The sequence below is a fragment of the Rossellomorea sp. SC111 genome, assembly GCF_024733565.1.
Lineage (GTDB): Bacteria > Bacillota > Bacilli > Bacillales > Bacillaceae_B > Rossellomorea.
Genome location: NZ_JANIOC010000001.1, coordinates 194,107 through 214,118 on the forward strand (window position 1 = coordinate 194,107; position 20,012 = coordinate 214,118).

Genomic DNA, 20,012 nt, shown 5'->3' on the forward strand with positions numbered 1-20,012 from the left:
ACCACTTATCCTAATAATAAATTTTCTAACCTTTTCTCCCAGTTTATGTCGCCGGAATCTTGTGCGTTTAACGCGAAAGGTTTAGTCTTGAAATCATCGAGTAAATCGCCGCATATATCACAGCAAAATGGATGGTCCACATTCATATTCTCATTGAAATAATGGAGCAACTTCTCCCGTCTGCACGTAACTGCCTGCAGCCAGTTGATCATGGAGTACAGCTTCTCCTTTTTGTATTGTAAACGATTGTCACGGATTTGTTTCACTTTTTCTAGTAATCTATCTTGATCAAATGGCATTCCCCGAGTCAACTCATCTGTGTAATACGTCAGGAATCGGTACTGCACCTCCGTAAGCTGCAGTTGTTCAATTAGCTCCTTCGACTGACCCTTTCTGCTTTTGTCAATAAAACCTCTAATTTGAACATCTTCGGGCAGCTCGCTTTCAATGAGCTGTAAGGGCAAGGAAAGATCCTGTTCAGAGTATAACACGACAGAAATACTGCTCTCTCCATCACGGCCCGCCCGTCCAATTTCCTGTAAAAACGCTTCGATGCTGGAAGGAAAATGAAAGTGAATGACGAAACGGATATTTTCTTTATTCACTCCCATACCGAACGCTGAGGTTGCACAGATCATTCTCAGTTTTCCCGAAAGGAATTGCTGCTGAATTAAGATCCGCTCCTCTTGCTCCATTCCCCCGTGGTAGTGGGCAACCCCTGACACACCTTTCTCTGAAAGCCAGAGGGCAACTTCTTCTGCCATCCGTTTACTGGAGAAATACACTACCCCCGGACCACCCCACGCTCTCACACATTCTAACAATGTATTTAGCTTTTCATTTTGACCGGATACCCTCTTAACAAATAATCCAATATTTCCACGATCGACTGAGTAGACCATTTCAACAGCATGATTCATTTGAAGCACCTGCTTGATGTCTTCCCTGACTTCCTTTGTCGCCGTTGCCGTCAATGCAAGGGTGGTCGGATTTCGGAGCAGTTCCTTCAGTTCACCGAGCTTTAGGTAATCCGGCCTGAAATCAGGCCCCCACTGAGATATACAGTGAGCTTCATCAATCACATATAGAGAAATATCCAAGGATTGCAGGGAGGATATGACCCCTCGATTCATTAACATTTCAGGGGAAATGAAGATGAACTTATACTCATGTAATCGTTCCAAAGCCTCTCTTCTTTCCATATAAGGTAAAAAAGAATTCAGTGCGATGACCCGCTTTTCCCCCATCACTTTCATCTGCTCCACTTGATCCTGCATTAAAGAGAGCAGGGGGGAAATAATCAACACATGCCCATCCATCAGATATCCAGGCAGTTGATAACACAGCGACTTCCCTGTTCCTGTCGGAAGCATAGCAACCGTATCCTTTCGATTCAGTACGGAATGGATGATTTCTTCCTGCCCTTCCCTAAAGGAAGAGTAGCCGAATCTTTCTTTAAGTTCTCGTTGCAAATTCACGTGTTTCACCTGCCTTTGCGATTGCCACCCGGATTTGAAAATAGGTCAAATGAGGTAGCTTTTCCTTAATGGTCCTAAGTCTTTTCGTTTGGGCTTCCTTCATCACTTTCAGTACGTTCACGTATTCTTCACTGGTAATGAAGGGATCAATGGCTAAATCTTCTTCTGTTAAGATCAACTCGATGACATGGTCTTCAATGGTATTGAGTTTCAATTTACGGATCCGGGCTATTTCTTCAAGGGAATGCCCCCTCTTATACAAGTCGTACGTTTTGCTGGTCGATATGGTCAGGTTCTGTCTGTGTTCACTTTTCAAGCTGATGGAATATAATAAAGGATAGCCTTTAGGGTCCTTTTCTATTTCTGTCAGCATCCCGTGGAGCAAATTCAGGAAGCTGAATCTGCACTCTTCCGGGTCCAGTCCTATTTTCTCTGCCACCTGAAATTCCGTATACCCGTAGTCGCGATATCCGGTTAATCGATAAACCAATAAAGAAGGATCATTCCTTTGAGCATTCAACAGAGTGGTCAGCTCTTTAAACAGCAGGGACGAAAGATGGTCACGATTCTGATTGGTCCTGATACAATCCTTTACCCATTCTTGAATAAGTTTGTTCCGCTGAACCGGGTAATAAAGGGTTTCCTGCTGTTTGGCATTGGAAAGCACTTGAATCAGTAGGCTCAATCTCATCCAGAATAGACGGGTTTGATCACCATAGATGAGTCCGTTCATATCCGAAGGGAAAGCCTCACCCAGAAACTGTTCTTTCACGGCTTTTGTTCCCTCAACTGACACGTGGGCATTATCGCTTTCACCAAAAGTGATCCATCCTGCTTGTTCCAATTCCTTAACCTTTTGATTGAAGTATGGCCGCTTCAACTTAGGTAATGAAAGGAAAAATGGTTGCAGATGAAAAATATGTGCATCCTGAATGGATTGGGAAGACTTCTTCCCTTTTAAAATATGAAATACCGAGTAAACGGAGCGTTCTCCACTAATTTGCAAAAAACAATATAGGATCACATAATTAAGATAGGTCAATTCTCTACTCCTTAATATGTAGGTTATTGTCAAATATTGTACCATGAAATTGGCTTTTCACCATGTTTTGTTTTTCTTATATAGGATAAAAATAAAAAGAAAGCACCTAACTATTGAAAAGTCATTCAATCCTCTATAAAATAAACATTAAGTGATTTTCACAAGTTGACATTGTGTATAATGATGAATTATATAGAATTATTTATTCGGGAGGTTTTTTCTTTGCCAAAATATACGATCGTTGACAAGGATACATGCATTGCATGTGGAGCTTGCGGGGCTGCCGCTCCAGATATTTACGATTACGATGATGAAGGTATTGCATTTGTAACATTAGATGATAACCAGGGAACGGTAGAAGTTCCTGACGTATTGGAAGATGATATGATCGATGCATTCGAAGGTTGCCCGACAGATTCCATTAAAGTATCTGACGAACCATTCGACGGAGATGCACTGAAATTTGAATAGCAAGCATGAGGGCTAAGAAGATCTATTCTTCTTAGCTTTTTTCATGTATCAATTGAAAAACCCCTCAATATGGTTGAGGGGTTCATTTTATATAATCATTATCCCGCTTTGTTTAAGGCCACTTGCCTTGATAACCAGCCTTGAAGGCGGACAAAAAGTAAGGTAAATACGGATGTAACCAAAATCCCTTTCAGGATGTTGAATGGGACGATTCCGGTAATGATAATTTCAGAAGGAAGCTCAAAGTTCATAAAGTATTTATAAGCAGGCAGGAACACGAAATAATTCAGGATCCCCATGCTGATACTCATGACGACGGTACCTGTGATCAGTCCGACCAGCAAACCTTTTTTCGATTGGAAACGTGAATAGATATAATACGTTGGCAAAATCAGCAGGACTCCCGCAATAAAATTGGCCGCATGACCAATCGGAACACCTGTGTCGCTTCCGGTCATGACATAATCGATCACGTTTTTAAACAGTTCGACCAATATTCCTGCAAGTGGTCCCAGTGTGACCGTCGCAATTAATGCAGGTACATCACTGAAATCAACCATTAGAAACTTTGGAAATGGTGGAATTGGGAAGTTGAATAACATTAGTACATACGATATGGCACTTAACATACCAACTGTGACAAACATGCGCGTATTCATTTTTTTCATAACTCTCTCTCCTTTAGGAGATTCATCTCATTTCGAAGACGGTTCAAGCCAAAGGTAGCATTAAAAAACTCCCGGATATACATATCCCGGAGAATGAAAGGCATACCCTAATAAACGTTTAGCTTCCCATTTTCTAAACGTTGTGGCAATCACCTTCATCTTCTCCCATCCAGACTATACTGTCGGCTTTGGAATCGCACCAAATCCTGCCCCAAAAGGCTCGCGGGCTTAGAAACACGTGGTTTCATCACCGCCGGTAGGGAATTTCACCCTGCCCCGAAGACGAATCTTTATTTTTTTATACATTCTCATTATACATAATGTTAATCGTTATGTGAAGAAAAACAGTTCGAATTCGAACTAAATATGTGCACTCCTTTTTCGCGTTGCTCATGACCTCATCAATCCACCATTAGCACCTGATGCGGATATATCGACGATGCCGGGTTCAAGTCATTCCTCGAGACCAATTCATTCATATCGATCCCCTGTGCCCTTGAGATGGAATACAGTGTGTCCCCTTGCTTCACTACGTATTGCCCTTTAGGGGATGATCCGGGAATCATCAATCTCTGATTGATCATTAACTCGGAGCTCTTCAATGCATTTTCCTGCATTATATCTTCAACTGACAAATCGTATTGACGGGATATCCCCCAAAGGGTCTCTCCTTGAAGTACGATATGCACCCCCTCCGCCACACTTTCCTCAGGAGGCGATTCTGGATTCCCTGCCACACCGACTGCCTGGTAAGGATCCTGCTCTTTGGCAAATACAAGCTGCCCGACTTCCCCATGACCGAATACACGATATGGATCGATTGCATTTTCTTTATCAATCGTCCACTCCCCCCTATGTACTTCAAAATGAAGATGGGCCCCCGTCGATCTTCCCGTATTTCCTAATCGTCCAAGCTGTTGACCTTGTACCACTTCCTGATTTTCATCCACAATCCTGCTTTCTAGGTGGGCATAAACGGTTTCATATCCATTTTCATGCCTCACAAATACAACATGACCGTAGCTCTCTGAAAGATAAGATTTGATCACTTTTCCTTTAGCCACAGAATACACAGGCGACCCGATTTCCCCTCCGATATCCATTCCTTTGTGAGAACCCGACCTTGTACCATATGAATCTGTTATCATGCCTTTTACGGGGAATGTCCAGGACGCTGTGTCCCCTGACACCTTGTCCCCTTCTGCTTTCACCACATTACCGGTTAAGAACATCATGAATACAAGTAACGTTAAAAGAAAAACGATGAAAAGCCTTCTTGCATAATCGAAAATCATGCTTGTCCTCCTTCGCTCTTATTGACAGACGTGCCGCGACTTCTATATGTATTACACCATTCTAACCTTTTCCCCCTCATTCCATGCACCGGCAAACATATTGAGATATTTTTCCTTTGAGTAGTTTGTCTGTGTATGAGATAAATATTCGTTTCATAGCTAAAAAATAGGAAAGACCAGAACCGGAGGGAAAATCCGTTTCTGGTCTTATGCACGTTATTTAATTTACTAAGCTCTTTTTATTCGGGCTGATCGGTGTCTTGATGGGTCCTGTGAAGTCGAAACCGTTCCAGCTTTCCGGTTTGATGTTTTCAAACCGGGCATTCTCATATCCAGAACTCCTGCTAGTCAGTAATATCCCTTCTATCATCTCCTGTGCGGTCTGTTCGTTTAAGGAGCTCAAATCCAATTCATTTAAAAAACTGATCGTTACAATTCCATCTCTTTCCGATACATTAAAATTGATGTCCTTCGGGATCACACTTTGAAAAAGGCCCGTCTCTGCACTTTTCATCGCTGCGATCGACTCCTTGACACCTCCCCTGTCAATATTATCGGGAACAAGGAAGCGGTCCTTTCCATTAGAGGAGTATAGATAGTAAGCGTTGTTTACTTTTTCATTCAAATCAATCTTTGAGAATTCTCCGGCTGAACTGAATTTAGGGACAGAACCGTCATGATTTCTCAGTACGACCTCTTCTAACCCCTTATGTTGGAATGAATATTGAAGAGAGTGATAAAAAGCGTATTCGACTGCACTGCTGCCACTGTAAGAGTGATCAGAACGAAGAGTGAAAATGACCTTATTTTTGTCGAAAGACACGTCTCCATTCAAAGGAAGATAGTCTTCAAGTCCCCAGTCCGTTTCAGGCAGCCTCCCTGCAATTTTCTCATGTCTTGTTAACCAGTCTTCAGCTTTCTGATTTTCCACAACCGATACAGGTATGGGTACGGCATCCGGGGAAACAAGTCCGAAGTTATAAAATTCCTTTCCCTTTATGTCTTCTTCATAAAGAGAAAGCCTTTCTTTGGATTCTTGTAGGTCTTCAGACATTGTCAGCTTGTTGTTTTCTTTTTGATTTTCTTCCATCCCAGCGACTTTCTGATTTTCACTTGATTCAGGCGAAATGTCTGATTCTTTCTTTTCGGGAGCCATTTCGACCTTATCTTTTGAGCTTCCCGAAGAATCCGCTGTACTCGATTCGGACTTCTCCATGCTCGTTTCAGTGAGTTGATTTAGAACGGTAGGTGCCAGCAGAACCATAATAAAGATGGCGGCAAGTGCAGCAACTGCAGGTATGAACTGTTTATATGAAGCCTGACGCTTCTTTTTTTGTCGTTCCATACGTGCAAGAATAGATTGAGAAGTTCGATCATCTTTGATTTGAGGAAGATTTTTGATGAGGTCCTCGATATCACGATCTTTCCATTCTGATTGGTTCAATGTCTCTTTCCTCCTTTGGGAGCCGTTGATTCATTTCAATCCTCAACCATTTGATGGCCCTATGCTGGGTCGTCTTCACTTTGCTTTCTGACCAGCCAAGCACCTCTCTGGTTTCGGTGATTGAAAGTTCCTGTAAGTAACGCATGATGATGACCATTCGAAAGTCCGTTGTGCAGTATTTTAAGCATTCATACAACACCTGGATCTCTTCATTGGCAACGGCGATCTCTTCGGGAAGTGCCCCGTTGTCTGTTACTTCATTGCGGCTCCAATCGAATTTATCCAGAATACGGTTTTTCCAGTTTTTTTGTTTTCTGAAATGATCAATGGCTACATTTTTCGCAATGGAAAAGAGCCAGGTCTTTTCGGAGCTTTTCCCTTCGAAGTTCTCATGAGATTTAAGCACCCGTATATAGACTTCTTGAGCTAGGTCTTCAGCCTGCTGTTTATTCTGTACCATGTATATGAGGAATTGAAATACTTCCTGATGATAAGCAGAGTATAATTTCTCAAAAACGGAGTTCACTTTATTCCCTCCCCGTCAAATTATTAGTCGTTTACTATGTAAAAAAGTTACACACTATCAATATAGTATTATTCAGGTGAAAAGGAAAGACCCATATTGACTGGAAAACGACATGAAAAAGCCAGCAGAGAATCACCCCGCTGGCCCATCTTCTCTATTTCAACATCCTTTTTGAAATAGAGCAAAAAATAAAGAATGTTTCCCATGTAACAAGAAAAATCGTCATGTTTCTATGGAGATGATCGATAATTGGCTAAATAGGGAGAAAGAAAGTGAAGGTTGTCCCTTGATCGACTTTGCTTTGCACCTGGATATGCCCCTTATGGGACTCAATGATATTCTTAGCGATGGCGAGGCCGAGACCCGTTCCCGACTTCCCTCTTGTTCTGGCTTTATCCGCTTTGTAAAAACGCTCGAATACAAAGGGAAGATCTTCTTCAGGTATGCCGGAGCCCGTGTCCCTGACATGGAACAGATATCCGCCTTTCTTTTCCGTCAGGGAAACCGTCACTTCCCCTCCCGTTGGCGTATGCCTCAAAGCATTATCGATGAGATTCGTCAATACTTGTTCAATTCGATCGGGGTCTATGGAAATCTCCTTATTCAATCCCACATCACTTTCAAAGCAGATGGAAACCTTTTTTTCCTTGGCCAATCCGATGAACTTATTTGTCACTCTTTCGGTGAAAGGGATAACTCCAATCACATCCTTGTTGAGGGTGATATGCCCGGCTTCCATGCGGGCGAGATCCAGGAGATCATTGACGAGCCTTCCCATGCGAAGCGATTCATCATAGATGATGCGGGCAATTTCTTTCTTCTCTTCTTCGGATCCTGCAATATCATCCACGATCGCTTCACTGTACCCTTGCAGCATGGAAATGGGTGTGCGCAGTTCGTGGGAGACGTTGGCGATGAAATCCTTCCGAAGCTTATCCAATCTCCGTTCTTCTGTCATATCACGAACCACCGCCACCGCTCCCCTGATGGTGTTATTATTATATAGGGGGCTCACGATCACTACATAAGAACGCCCTTGCAGACTCAGTTCATCAGTCTGTTCCATTTCAGTTACGACCACACTTTGCAATAACTCTCTTACAGTCGTCGGGATTGCCTCTTCATCCTCTTCACTTTGCTCGTAATACCAGTGTTGGAGGAAACGATCTGCAGGAGGGTTCGTGATCAGGATGGTACCGTCCCGATTAAAGGTGATGACACCATCGGCCATACTGCTGAGAATGGATGAAAGCTGTTCTTTTTCCTGACTGAGTGCATTGATATGAAACTTTAACTGCCTGCCCATCTGATTGAATCCTGTAGCAAGTTCACCGATTTCATCCTTCGTCAGGATTGGTACCTTTGTATCGAACTTTCCCTTTGCCACTTCGAAAGCTGCCTCCCTCATTTTCCGGAGAGGTGCTGTGATTCGCGTGGAAAGGAAGAAGGCAAAGATGGTCGTAAGGATGATGGCAATCCCTGCCGCAAGCAGGATCAGTTTGGTGGTTTGTCGGGTCGTATCTTTGATTACCCCAAGAGACTGATAGAGATAAACGGCCCCATCTTCCCCATTAATATGTAGTGGCGTCCCGACTACGATCACATTCTCATACCGATTAGGCGACTCCTTGGATAGTTCGACCTCTTTTTTTACGGTGATTTCCTTTGATTTGACTGACTGAAGCTTTTTATCTTTCGAGATATACTGGTGGATTTTCTTTTGAAAGACCGTCGAGTCTTGAGAATATAAAGACTGGTTTTGATCCAGGGAAATGATGATATTCACAGGTTCATCGATGATTTCTTTCCCCAGTTCCATTCCGAGGGTCAGATCATTATGATTCTCGATGACCCTGGCTACTTTTTCAGCAGTATGGGTCAGCTCTTTCTCCACTACACCCACATGGTAATTCTGAAAAAACTCCAGCAATAAGATTGTAAGAATAAATAAAACAAAGGAAACCAGAAGCAGGATGGTCACCCACAGTTTCCCTACTACACTACGCCAAAGCCTCATTCATTTGTTACCTCGAATTTATAGCCTACTCCCCATACGGTCACGATCATTTTAGCTGCCATTTCAGACACTTTGTTCAGCTTTTCCCTTAATCGTTTCACATGGGTATCCACTGTACGGAGATCACCGAAGAATTCATAATGCCATACTTCCTTCAGGAGGTGCTCACGATCAAATACTTTATCAGGAGCTTTCGCAAGGAAATATAAAAGCTCATACTCTTTTGGGGTCAAATTGACATCGATTCCATCCGCCGATACCCGGTGGGCATCATTATCGATTGTCAGATGGGGATAAACGATCAGGTCCTTTGCTTTTGCATCCGTCTGAATGAAACTTGACTTTGTGGAGCGCCGTAAGAGTGCCTTCACCCTGAGAACCACTTCACGGGGAGAGAAAGGCTTAACGATATAGTCGTCGGTCCCGACCTCGAAACCTTGTACTCTATTTACTTCTTCACCCTTGGCAGTAAGCATGATGACGGGAGTCGCCTTGCTTTCCCGAAGGTGCTGACACACTTCGATTCCATCCATTCCAGGCATCATGATATCCAATAGAATGCAATCATAGTTTTGATCGAGAGCCATTTCTAACGCTTGTTCTCCATTTTCGGCTTCATCAATTTCATAGTTTTCCCTTTCCAAATACATCTTTAGCAGTCTTCTGATTCGATCTTCATCATCCACAACCAGAATGCGAATATTTTCCTCCATGGGTACATCCCCCTTTGTATATTTACACTATATTATCCTACATTTTGTATAAAAAAAGAAGCTGACTGGAAAGAGAATTGAATTCTCATGGTTGTCAGCTCCTTCCTTTCGTTACGATTGATCAAGCGTATGAGTGTAACCCAGCAATGATTAGATTAACGGCTATAAGGTTGAATAGAATGATCGCAACCCCTACAACAGCAAGCCATGCCGATTTCTCGCCGTGCCAGCCTTTAGACAGGCGGAGGTGGAGAAAGGCTGCATAGAATAAGAATGTAATCAATGCCCAGACCTCTTTAGGATCCCATCCCCAGAAGCGTGTCCAGGCGATCTGTGCCCAGATCATGGCAAAGATGAGTCCTCCAAGAGTGAATACCGGGAAGCCGATCAAGACAGAACGGTAACCGATTTCGTCCATCAGGTCGAGATTCACATTCTTTACGAGCGGCTGCATCTTAGCTGCGATCCGCTTTCTGAAGATCAAGCGAAGAAGAAGATAAATGACTGTCCCGACCATAAATGACCAGATCACGGTATTTAATTTCTTCGCATTGATGAGGGCGGGCATCTCTACGAGTGGCTCCATCACGTTTTCGCTTACAAGTTTACCTTCATTCGGTCCTACCAGGGCAGGGAGGGTGTATTCTGAAATCGCCTCTTCTCCCTGTTGCTTCACATATTGAAAGTTCGCTTCATAATGGCTAAGGGTAAATGCCGTCGATACGACAACAAACCCAAGTACGACAACCAAGGAATACATCACGGTTTCAAGCCAGAATGACTGCCTGCTGCCTTTTGTATGCTGAACTGATTTCAGTAAGTAGATCAGCCCTGCCACGAAGCTGATGGAAAGAATCGCTTCCCCTGCCGAAACGGTCGTGACGTGGATCTTCAACCAATCACTTTGAAGGGCAGGGATAAGTGGACTGATGTCCTTTGGAAACATGCTGGCGTATGCAATCACCAAAAGGGCGAATGGCAGTGCTATGACACCAAGGATCGTCGTCTTGTACATAAAGTATAGAATAATGAATGCTCCGACAAGCATCATACCGAAAAAGGTGGTAAATTCGAATAAATTACTTACCGGTGCATGTCCCGAAGCCCCCCATCTAAGAAAGAAGTACCCCAATTGAGAGGCAAATCCGACAAGGGTTAATGCAATCCCGATAAAGCCCCATTTCTTCTGGTTCGTTTCCGTTGTATTCTTTTGACGGATACTCCCGCCAAAAAACAGAGTAGCAATCAAGTACATGATGAAGGATACGTATAGTAAATTACTGCTCCACTCCGCCATTGTTGTCGTTGACATCCTCATTCCTCCTTACATCGTCCTTTTGTTGTTGATCGACAGGCTCATTGATTCCACTGCCTTCCAATACAAGGCTGATATCTTTTTTCAATCCATGCCAGTTTTTGTTCGTGTGACCGGCTACGATGAGTCCATCCCCCTCATCACTCCGCCTGATCCAAATCCTTCTGTGATGCCAGTAGGCACCCTGTATAACACCGATCATGAAGATTGCTCCTCCAAGAGCCAGAATCCAGAGGGTAAGATCTTTATGTACGGTCAAGGCGGATACATCTCTCGTCTCGACCCCTGCAAATGACAATTTATAGTCATTTTCCCCTAAGGGCTCAAGGTTTTTTCGGATTCCTACAAAACTGATTTCACCGTCGGGCTTTTCAGGTGAGAACAATTTAAATAGGAATGCAGGGTTATTCGGAAGGGGAGATTTCGTTTGCGGTTCACCCTGTTCGTTGAATCCGGAGAAATCCGGATAATATCCCATAAGTTCTGCTCTATACCCATCTTCAAAAGTATACGCATTTTGAGGATCGAATAAATCTACGGTGAATTTACCGAAGCTTTTCCCCGACTCTTTATTATCCAGGGTAAAGGACATGGATTTGAATTCATCTAATTTATAACTTGTTTGATAGACGGCAAAATTCCCGAATTTAAGAGGATGGTTTACTTTAATGGAGTCCTCCTGTTCTTTCGTGCGTTCTGCCTTCTGTCCGGGTACACGATCTCCTGATTCCTTATACAGGATCACATCCGATTGGAAATTCTTCGCAATGGTCCCATTTTTGTCAATCGCTTCACCGAATACTTCTTTATCTTTATCCTTGTCGTATGTTTCCAGGGTGAATCCTTTGTTTTCCAAGTAATACTCCTGGTCCGTACCCGGAACGGCTCTCGTTTCTCCTTCGCGGATCCACACCGTTTCGTCGATGTACATCCCCGGAACGAATCGAAGCATGCCTCCGAATAGGAAGATGATCAGACCGATATGATTTACATAGGGACCCCATCTTGAAAAACGGTTCTTCTCTGCAAGGATATTTCCATCCTCTTCCCGGATTTTATATTTTTTCCGGGTCAGTTTTTCTTTTATTATGCCGAGGGGCTCATGATATTCGGTCATGTCCGTTTTTCCATATATCCTTTGACGTTTCAAGAAGCCGACATGTCTTGATACACGTTGGTTCTTCAAGGCGCGATAGAGGGGAATCACCCGGTCCAGGCTGCATATGACGAGGGAAACCCCAATGGATGCAATTAGAAGCAAGTACCACCATGAACTGTATAGATCATGGAAACCTACTGTATAGTATAGTTCTCCGAAGAAACCATAGACATCTTGATAATATTCATCTGCAGGCTGACCATTTGGAATATATTGTTCCTGGGGCAATATCGTTCCCACTGCTGAAGCAACGAGCGTGAGGACGATTAACCACACGCCCACTTTCACAGATGAAAAGAAATTCCAAACCTTATCTATGATCGATTTATTATACGTTTGGGAACGTCTAGCACTCCCCTCGTACCGCATATCATGGAGCTCTTCATTCTTTGCTTCCTCCGTTAAAGCCCGTCCACAGGATTCACAGAGAACGGTACCATTTGGATTCACATGACCGCATACACATTTAATCTCTTTCATGCTAAAACTCCTTATATCAAGTTGAACTGCCTTATGGCTTGATGCTCTCTAAATCTTCAATGATATCGCTTTCTGTCATCGTCCCTGTTATGATCTTTTCTATTTCTCCTTGAGGGTTAATCAGAAAAGTCGTAGGGAGTGGATCGATCCCGTATGCATTCTGCACTTCCTCTTCTTTGTCTACTAATATAGGGAACTCTAACCCATGTTTTGAAACGAATCGGTTGATGAGAAAATCGGATTCCCCTACATTGACAGCTAAAATCTGGACACCTTGAACCTGATACTTCTTAAATTGATTGTTCATATAAGGCATCTCCCTTTCACACGGTTTGCACCATGTTCCCCAGAAGTTCAAGAAGACCCCTTTTCCTTCATAATCGGAAAGGCGGTGTGTATTCCCTTCCATATCCGTCAGGACAAAGTCAGGTGCCTTGTCGCCTTCCTTTAACATTCCTCTTTCATCCTTCGTAAAGTTTGCATAAAGGGTATACGCAACTGCAGAAGTCAGCACAATGAGAATAATGGTCCGGATGAGCAATCTGCGTTTTTTCTTATTCATTTACGTGTGCCTCCCAAATTGAAATCGTTCTCAAGAATGGAGAAGTTTTTCTCTCTTTATAGTAGCAAAGGGCCTGATTTCATAAGCGTTCACTTATGAAATCAGTCCCTGCCATAATGTACGGTTTCATATCCTCATAATGAGCAGAGAAATATCCCATGATTTCAGGGTAAAATTCCTTTCTCATTATATCATTTATCACTTTAAAGTTAATGTAAATTATATGAAGGATATGTGACACTTTCCATGGGTGATTAGTGAATGCTGCCTGTTTCAGCAAGCGTCCTCAATTGTTTCACTTCATGTGGCGTCAGTTCTCTGCCCTCTCCAGCATTCAAGCCGTGGAGCGAGAGGAATGCATATCTTTCTCTTTTCAATTTTTGCACAGGATAACCGAGGGCTTCGAACATCCTGCGGACCTGACGGTTTCTTCCTTCATGAATCGTGATCTCCACGATAGATTTTCCCTGCTTTTTATCGATACTCAGGACTTTCACCTTCGCAGGTGCGGTTATTCCGTCTTCCAGCTTAATTCCTTTTTCAAGCTCACGGATTTTAAATTTAGGCGGGATCCCTTTTAATCTTGCGACATATGTCTTTTCAATCTCATTGCTTGGATGCATCAGGGAATTGGCAAAGTCGCCATCATTGGTTAGCAGCAGAATGCCTGAAGTTTCATAATCTAGTCTGCCGACAGGATAAATTCTTTCCTCGATTTCAGGGAAGAAATCCGTTACAACCTGACGATCTTTATCATCGGTAACAGCCGAGATGACACCTCTTGGTTTATAGAGCATGTAATATACTTTATTTTCTCTTTCGATCTGGATTCCCGTCACTTCAACGCGATCGGAGTGTGACACCTTCGTTCCAAGTTCCTTTACGACTTTCCCATTGACCTTTACTTTACCTTCTATAATTAATTGCTCTGCTTTACGGCGTGATGCCACGCCACTGTGAGCAATTACTTTTTGTAATCGTTCCACGGTCTTTCACCTCATTTAATTTTCAATACATTTACCTTCATGAATTATTACACAATCCAGGCAAAATAGAAAGGCATAAAGGAAAATCGACCATTCGGATCGATGCCTTTATGCCTTTTAATCTTCCCTGCAAGGTGAGACTTGTCATTAAAACTTTAGACTGTTTTCACAAAGATTGTTGTTTACATAAATGTTCCTACATGCTCTGCCGACAGGTGTATGCTTTATGGTGAGGGGAACTGCTCCGCTTTCCACGGACGTTCGGCCGAGTCTCCTCAGCACAGTTCGCTTCCGGGGTCTCGACACGCCCGTTTTTCCGTAGGAGTCTACGCATTTCCCCTCACCCTTTAAATATGCACTTGGTGGCAGAGCTAAAGGTTCTAATAAACTCAGTAAAGATAAAGTGGATTTTACATTTGTTATAAAAAAGCCTTCACTATTTAAAGCGTGATGTGATAGGAATTAAACATGACATTTACGAATTTAGGGAAAAACTCACATTGTTGATTCTCGCTGCAGGTGCTCGACTCCTGCGGGAATTGCGGGAAAGCCTGAAAAGCGGAGGTGGCTTGCTCAGCCCCGACAAGCATATGATGAATGGGCTAAGAAGGCGTTCTTTTGCCTTCTTGGACCATTTATCTTATGACCTCGAGGGGCTAGCCACCGTAGCTGGATCTTGAGACCCCACAGGGCACAGCCCGAGGAGGCAAACTCACGCCCCGCGGAAAGCGGGCACCTGCAGAGGAAATCAACCACTACTCGCTTCGTCAAAAGCAATTATGTTATAAAAACAGCCAATCATTAAAACATGATGGTGACGATGAAGATGGCAGCTGCTATTCCTACTAGATCGGCCAGGAGACCTACCTTCAGTGCATCCCCCATTTTTCGGATTCCGACTGCACCGAAATAAACGGTTAGTACATATAGCGTTGTATCTGTACTTCCCTGTAAGGTAGAAGCCAGTCTTCCGATGAACGAATCAGGACCATGCGTTCCGATGATATCACTCATCATGCCGAGTGCAGCAGTGCCGGAAATCGGCCTTATGATTGCCAGGGGGACGATTTCCGGTGGGATACCCAGTGCAAGCAATGCGGGGCGGATAAGCCCAACAAAGAATTCAAGGGCACCTGATTCCCGAAAGATGGTGATGGCCACCAGCATCCCGATGAGAAAGGGAATAATGGATACGGCAATTTTAATCCCTTCTTTTCCTCCGTCAACAAACGTTTCATACGTCGGGACCTTTTTAATGGTCCCATAGATTAATATAAACCCAATCATGATGGGAATCAGCCATAAGGAAATGGTGGATATCCATTGCATTTACTTCACCTCTCGACGGATACGCCTATAATGAAAATAACGGTCGATCAGAATCGCACCGATGGTGGACAGCATCGTGGCGATCAGAGTCGGTCCTACAATTTCAGTTGGCGAAGCAGAGTCATATTTCATACGGATCGCGATCACCGTTGTCGGAATGATCGTAATGCTGGAGGTGTTTATCGCCAAGAATGTGATCATCGACCTGCTGGCAACATCCCTTCCTCCGTTTAAGCTTTTCAACTGCTCCATGGCTTTGATCCCGAGTGGGGTCGCAGCATTTCCCAAGCCGAACATATTGGCCATCATATTGGAAAGAATATAGCCCATCGCCGGATGGTTATCAGGTATTTCCGGAAACAGCCTCTTCACGAATGGCCTGAATAACTTTGCCAATTTATCAAGTAAACCTGCTTCCTGGGCAATTCTCATAATCCCCAGCCAAAATACTAATACACTGACCAATCCAATACATAAGGTAACAGCTTCATTCGCTGAAGTAAAAATAGCCTCATTGACTTCGGCCATTTTTCCGTTAATGATTGCGAATATCAACCCGATGATGGTCATCCCAACCCATATCAAGTTAACCATGGTCCCGTACCCCTATGATGGATTCGAAGGAATAAGCCCAAAATTTCCACCAGCTTTTTTCTTCTTTCTGTTCGGCTGATGCTTTATAAAAAACGGGAAGGATATCTACTTCCTGATCCCCTAAATACACCACTGCCTTCCCGACTACCTCAGGCACATGCTCACCTTTTATCCATTCCTCCTTTGGCTTCAGCATCTTGTATTCAACCTTGACTTCCTTCACCTCATCATCCGTCAACGTTAATACAGACTCCCGTTTCAGATAGGCATGATCTTTATAGATTTTATCATCCATTTTTTCAATTCTGCCTTTGTCGAGGACGATTTTATAATCATAGTGTTTAAATCCATATTCAAACATACCAATATGATCATTCCAGTCATCTGGACCGTTCAGGGTTACGGCAATCAGATTCTCCCCATCCTTGGAAGCAGTGGAAACGAGCGTTCTTTTTGCCAGTTTTGTATAACCCGTTTTCCCTCCTGTACTATATTTATATAATTCCGTCAGCAATCTATTTTTGTTTTTCCACTTGCGGTCCCACTTTTCATCAGGATTTGGAGCGGTGTGGACTTTGGTGCCTGCAATTTCCTTATACTTATCGTTTTCCATTGAATATCTTGCCAGAACGGCCATATCATACGCAGTCGAATAGTGATCTTCATGGTCGTCCAGTCCGTGGGGATTGGAAAAATGAGTATTTTCCATCCCGATTTCCTTTGCTTTTTCATTCATCATATATACAAAGCCGTCCAGGCTCCCACCTACATATTCTGCAATGGCGACTGCCCCATCATTCCCTGACCTGAGCATCAACCCGTATACGAGATCCTCAAGCTTTATCTTTTCTCCTGCCTTTAAGTAAAGGGAGGAACCTTCCGTGCCTGCTGCGTTCGAAGATACGGTTACTTCCTGATCCATCTTTCCGGACTCCACGGCGAGGATTGCTGTCATGATCTTCGTGATGCTGGCAATGCGACTTTGAGTATGGGCATCCTTTTCATATAGAATACGCCCTGTTTCCTGATCCATTAAGATTGCTTTTTGTGCACTGACTGAAGGTGCAGCCAGAACCTTATTGGAAACAGATACAAACAAAAAAGCACATATAAGAAAATAATATATGTAAAATTTCGCTCTCTTACGATTCACACCCATCTACTCCTTTAAATCTAACGTGTTTGTACAAGTTTATGAGAGGACAAGGGGTAATATGAGTGAAATCTTGAAAGCAAAGGTGTTGATTATACAGGTGAAGTGTTTATCTCCATTTGCCTAAGCCTTGACAAAAACACAACTAATGAAAGCTGTGTCAGGGTACTTGAAAACCCTCCTGTACCCACCAAAAAACAGACAGGACTGTCTTTGAATCTTGACAGTCCTGTCTGTTCATAAATGAATCATTATTCATTTGTTTCCATCGTCTCCTGAAACTTCTCAAAGAACAGGTCGGCTTCGTCCTGGGCGAATTCGTCTTCAATATTGTCAGGTAGAGGCGGAAGCTCCTCGATGCTTTTAAGGCCGAAGTAGTCCAGAAATTCTTTCGTTGTGCCAAATAAGAATGCACGGCCGGTCCCTTCCGCCCTGCCAACTTCTTTGACGAGCCCTTTTGACGTAAGGGTCTGAATGGGACGCTCGGTCTTGACACCCCTGATCTGCTCGATTTCCATCCGCGTGATTGGCTGCTTATACGCGATAATCGCAAGGGTTTCAAGGGCAGCCTGTGACAGAAAACTAACATGGGGGGATTCCACCAGCTTCTTTAAGTAGTCGGCATTTCTTTTTTTGGTCACTAATTGAAAGGTTCCTGCTATTTCAAGGATGTATATGCCTCTATTGGAATCATTCTCATAATCATTCTTCAAGTCTTCAAGGACATCCTTTGCTTTCTGTTCTTCGATTTCCAGTACAGAACAGACCTGTTTCAGTGATAGACCTTCGTCCCCCGCTGCAAACAATAAGCTTTCAAGGACCCCTTTCCAATTAATACTGTTCAACCATTCCAGCCTCCTCTCCAGCTTCTACAAATATTTCCGTGAAGTTTTGTTCCTGGTTGACGATGATTTGTTTCCGCTTCATTAATTCCAGCACAGCAAGGAATGTCACCACAAGATGCTCTTTGCTGTCAGAGGGGAAAAGACTTGTAAAGGATGTACGTCTTTTTAGATTCTGTAAATTATCTAGAATATCAGTCATTCTTTTCTCAATGGATATTTCCTGTCTTGTAATTCTCGTTTGAACAGGTCGTTGAAGTTTTTTCCTTCTCAATAATTTATGAAAAGCTCCAAGCATATCATATAAAGATACCTGAACTTCAGTATTTTTTAAATCGACCTCTTCACTGAATTCAGAAAGGTCACTTGGAGGCTTGGTATACACCTGCCCCCGCTCTTCCTCACGATGTTTCAGCTCATTCGCTGCTTCTTTAAATTTACGATACTCAATCAACCGCTCCACCAGTTCATCGCGGGGATCGTCCTCTTCAAATTCGATTTCATCGTTCATCATGCCTTCATCATGCTTAGGAAGGAGCATTTTACTTTTTATGGCGAGTAACGTCGCTGCCATCACCAGGTATTCACTGGCTACATCCAGTTGCAAATTCTTCATTGTATGTACATATAACATATATTGCTCAGTGATCTGAGCCATAGGAATATCATATATATCAATTTCTAACGAGTTAATCAGATGCAAAAGAAGATCCAGGGGGCCTTCAAAAGCGTCAATCTTCACATTGTATTCCACTTTATCACCAAATTTCTCATAACAATCTTGCAAGAACGCTACTTAATAGTATAGTAGAAAGACTTCTATTCTCCAATAGAAAGTTTTGTATTTACAGGCTTTCCTGTCGTTTTGGCAATGGATTATGCTACAATTTAACTACTTTGCGTCATATGGAGGGATCTTATGGTTTATCCGGAAGCCTATATCGAATACTTAATGTACTTCCATGGAAATCGTGATTATTTTGAATGCCATGAAGTATTAGAAGAGTATTGGAAAGAAGTCGATCCAGGAAACAGGACTTCCCACTGGGTAGGGCTGATCCAGGTGGCTGTTGGGTTTTATCATTATAGAAGAGGCAATCAGACAGGTGCGGTCAGAACATTTAATAAAGCGATCAAGAATATTGAGAGTAATCACAAGGAACTGACCCGTCTTGGGATTCATTCCGGAAAGCTTCAAGCAATGATTGAGGAAACACTCCACCAAATCAGCGAAAACCAGCCGTATCACAGTATCATCCTGCCTTTAATGGATGTTTCACTTTCAAATCAGGTTCAGTTGCGGTGCAGGAAAAATGGCTACATCTGGTGCAGAGAGAGTGACCTGACGAATTCAGCGCTCATCCACCGTCATTCCCTCAGGGACCGCACTGATGTGATAACAGAGCGGAAGAATGCCTTGCGAAAAAAAAGAGGCGGACCACCAGAATAGGCGGTCTGCCTCTTTATTGTTCTTGTTCCTCGTTTTCCGCACCCATTTCATCGCATTTCCCAAAAAATGATGCGGTTTCTGCATTTGGCTTCACTTCAAGCTCCGAGTGCATATCCCTGAGATGTTTCACCATGGATTTCCCGATTCCTTCGTGACGATGTGATGGATTGACTGATATATGTTGAATCTCTAATGTACCTTCAGTTTTATAAACTCCGATTAAACCTACTATGTCCTCTTCTTTCCATAAAAAGAGCTGCCAATTTTCTTCAGTTTCGTATTGCTTCATCGTCTGTTGAAGCTTCTTCAAATCCTTTTCATTTGGCATGAAAGATAATAACCCCATTGCAATCTTTTCAAACGCCTTTTTATACCGAATTAACATATTTACCCCTCGTCATGTTTTATGTCTAATCTATTTATTTCCTATTATAGACAAAAACTAGAAATTTAATTGATATGAACGTTTATTTATCTTACTAAATTTA

At 43.0% G+C, this 20,012-nt stretch carries 20 protein-coding genes and 1 riboswitch; of the genes, 2 read left to right on the forward strand and 18 right to left on the reverse strand.

Annotated features, from left to right (window positions below; all coding sequences use genetic code 11):
* Positions 1 to 5 precede the first annotated feature (5 nt).
* Entirely contained in the window at positions 6 to 1,478 is a 1,473-nt protein-coding gene (locus tag NQ095_RS01080; protein WP_258261674.1) for a RecQ family ATP-dependent DNA helicase, read from the reverse strand.
* On the reverse strand, positions 1,456 to 2,520 hold the full coding sequence (locus tag NQ095_RS01085; RefSeq protein WP_258261675.1) for a YpbB family protein: 1,065 nt from the start codon (positions 2,518 to 2,520) through the stop codon (positions 1,456 to 1,458). Before NQ095_RS01085 ends, NQ095_RS01080 begins: the two co-directional genes overlap by 23 nt.
* Before the next feature lie 222 nt (positions 2,521 to 2,742).
* Between NQ095_RS01085 and NQ095_RS01090 the strand changes: the two genes are divergently transcribed.
* Positions 2,743 to 2,991 carry a ferredoxin gene (locus NQ095_RS01090; RefSeq protein WP_034758261.1) on the forward strand — a complete coding sequence of 83 codons (249 nt, stop codon included), beginning with the start codon at positions 2,743 to 2,745 and terminating at the stop codon, positions 2,989 to 2,991.
* 98 nt (positions 2,992 to 3,089) lie between these two features.
* On the opposite strand, the gene NQ095_RS01095 is transcribed toward NQ095_RS01090, so the two are convergent.
* The 15 genes from NQ095_RS01095 to NQ095_RS01165 form a co-directional block, all read right to left on the reverse strand.
* Complete coding sequence (locus NQ095_RS01095) at positions 3,090 to 3,659, reverse strand: ECF transporter S component (RefSeq protein ID WP_258261676.1); 570 nt, start codon at positions 3,657 to 3,659, stop codon at positions 3,090 to 3,092.
* Between the two features lie 153 nt (positions 3,660 to 3,812).
* A riboswitch (FMN riboswitch) is annotated at positions 3,813 to 3,947 on the reverse strand.
* 113 nt (positions 3,948 to 4,060) lie between these two features.
* Complete coding sequence (locus tag NQ095_RS01100) at positions 4,061 to 4,954, reverse strand: M23 family metallopeptidase (protein ID WP_258261677.1); 894 nt, start codon at positions 4,952 to 4,954, stop codon at positions 4,061 to 4,063.
* Between the two features lie 220 nt (positions 4,955 to 5,174).
* Complete coding sequence (locus NQ095_RS01105; RefSeq protein ID WP_258261678.1) at positions 5,175 to 6,398, reverse strand: hypothetical protein; 1,224 nt, start codon at positions 6,396 to 6,398, stop codon at positions 5,175 to 5,177.
* On the reverse strand, positions 6,370 to 6,924 hold the full coding sequence (gene sigX, locus NQ095_RS01110) for an RNA polymerase sigma factor SigX (RefSeq protein ID WP_258261679.1): 555 nt from the start codon (positions 6,922 to 6,924) through the stop codon (positions 6,370 to 6,372). The genes NQ095_RS01105 and sigX overlap by 29 nt, the downstream gene beginning before the upstream one ends.
* Positions 6,925 to 7,177: 253 nt before the next feature.
* Positions 7,178 to 8,941 carry a cell wall metabolism sensor histidine kinase WalK gene (locus NQ095_RS01115; RefSeq protein WP_258261680.1) on the reverse strand — a complete coding sequence of 588 codons (1,764 nt, stop codon included), beginning with the start codon at positions 8,939 to 8,941 and terminating at the stop codon, positions 7,178 to 7,180.
* The gene (locus NQ095_RS01120) at positions 8,938 to 9,654 is read right to left on the reverse strand and encodes a response regulator transcription factor (protein WP_258261681.1); all 717 of its coding nucleotides are present in this window, start codon (positions 9,652 to 9,654) and stop codon (positions 8,938 to 8,940) included. Before NQ095_RS01120 ends, NQ095_RS01115 begins: the two co-directional genes overlap by 4 nt.
* Positions 9,655 to 9,775: 121 nt before the next feature.
* Complete coding sequence (ccsB, locus tag NQ095_RS01125; protein ID WP_258261840.1) at positions 9,776 to 10,951, reverse strand: c-type cytochrome biogenesis protein CcsB; 1,176 nt, start codon at positions 10,949 to 10,951, stop codon at positions 9,776 to 9,778.
* Complete coding sequence (gene resB / locus NQ095_RS01130; protein ID WP_258261682.1) at positions 10,932 to 12,608, reverse strand: cytochrome c biogenesis protein ResB; 1,677 nt, start codon at positions 12,606 to 12,608, stop codon at positions 10,932 to 10,934. Before resB ends, ccsB begins: the two co-directional genes overlap by 20 nt.
* A gap of 31 nt (positions 12,609 to 12,639) precedes the next feature.
* On the reverse strand, positions 12,640 to 13,170 hold the full coding sequence (resA, locus tag NQ095_RS01135) for a thiol-disulfide oxidoreductase ResA (protein WP_258261683.1): 531 nt from the start codon (positions 13,168 to 13,170) through the stop codon (positions 12,640 to 12,642).
* A gap of 254 nt (positions 13,171 to 13,424) precedes the next feature.
* Entirely contained in the window at positions 13,425 to 14,156 is a 732-nt protein-coding gene (locus tag NQ095_RS01140) for a pseudouridine synthase (protein WP_258261684.1), read from the reverse strand.
* Positions 14,157 to 14,957: 801 nt separating this feature from the next.
* Positions 14,958 to 15,485, reverse strand: a complete 528-nt coding sequence (locus NQ095_RS01145; RefSeq protein WP_258261685.1) for a spore maturation protein — start codon at positions 15,483 to 15,485, stop codon at positions 14,958 to 14,960.
* The gene (locus NQ095_RS01150; protein ID WP_258261686.1) at positions 15,486 to 16,079 is read right to left on the reverse strand and encodes a nucleoside recognition domain-containing protein; all 594 of its coding nucleotides are present in this window, start codon (positions 16,077 to 16,079) and stop codon (positions 15,486 to 15,488) included.
* Entirely contained in the window at positions 16,072 to 17,238 is a 1,167-nt protein-coding gene (locus tag NQ095_RS01155) for a D-alanyl-D-alanine carboxypeptidase family protein (RefSeq protein ID WP_258261687.1), read from the reverse strand. Before NQ095_RS01155 ends, NQ095_RS01150 begins: the two co-directional genes overlap by 8 nt.
* Before the next feature lie 245 nt (positions 17,239 to 17,483).
* Entirely contained in the window at positions 17,484 to 18,077 is a 594-nt protein-coding gene (gene scpB, locus NQ095_RS01160; RefSeq protein ID WP_258261688.1) for an SMC-Scp complex subunit ScpB, read from the reverse strand.
* Complete coding sequence (locus NQ095_RS01165; protein ID WP_258261841.1) at positions 18,064 to 18,828, reverse strand: segregation/condensation protein A; 765 nt, start codon at positions 18,826 to 18,828, stop codon at positions 18,064 to 18,066. The genes scpB and NQ095_RS01165 overlap by 14 nt, the downstream gene beginning before the upstream one ends.
* A gap of 165 nt (positions 18,829 to 18,993) precedes the next feature.
* On the opposite strand from NQ095_RS01165, the gene NQ095_RS01170 reads away from it, so the two are divergent.
* Positions 18,994 to 19,524, forward strand: coding sequence for a DUF309 domain-containing protein (locus tag NQ095_RS01170; RefSeq protein WP_258261689.1), 531 nt, complete (start codon positions 18,994 to 18,996; stop codon positions 19,522 to 19,524).
* A gap of 13 nt (positions 19,525 to 19,537) precedes the next feature.
* On the opposite strand, the gene NQ095_RS01175 is transcribed toward NQ095_RS01170, so the two are convergent.
* The gene (locus tag NQ095_RS01175) at positions 19,538 to 19,909 is read right to left on the reverse strand and encodes a GNAT family N-acetyltransferase (RefSeq protein WP_258261690.1); all 372 of its coding nucleotides are present in this window, start codon (positions 19,907 to 19,909) and stop codon (positions 19,538 to 19,540) included.
* Positions 19,910 to 20,012 lie beyond the last annotated feature (103 nt).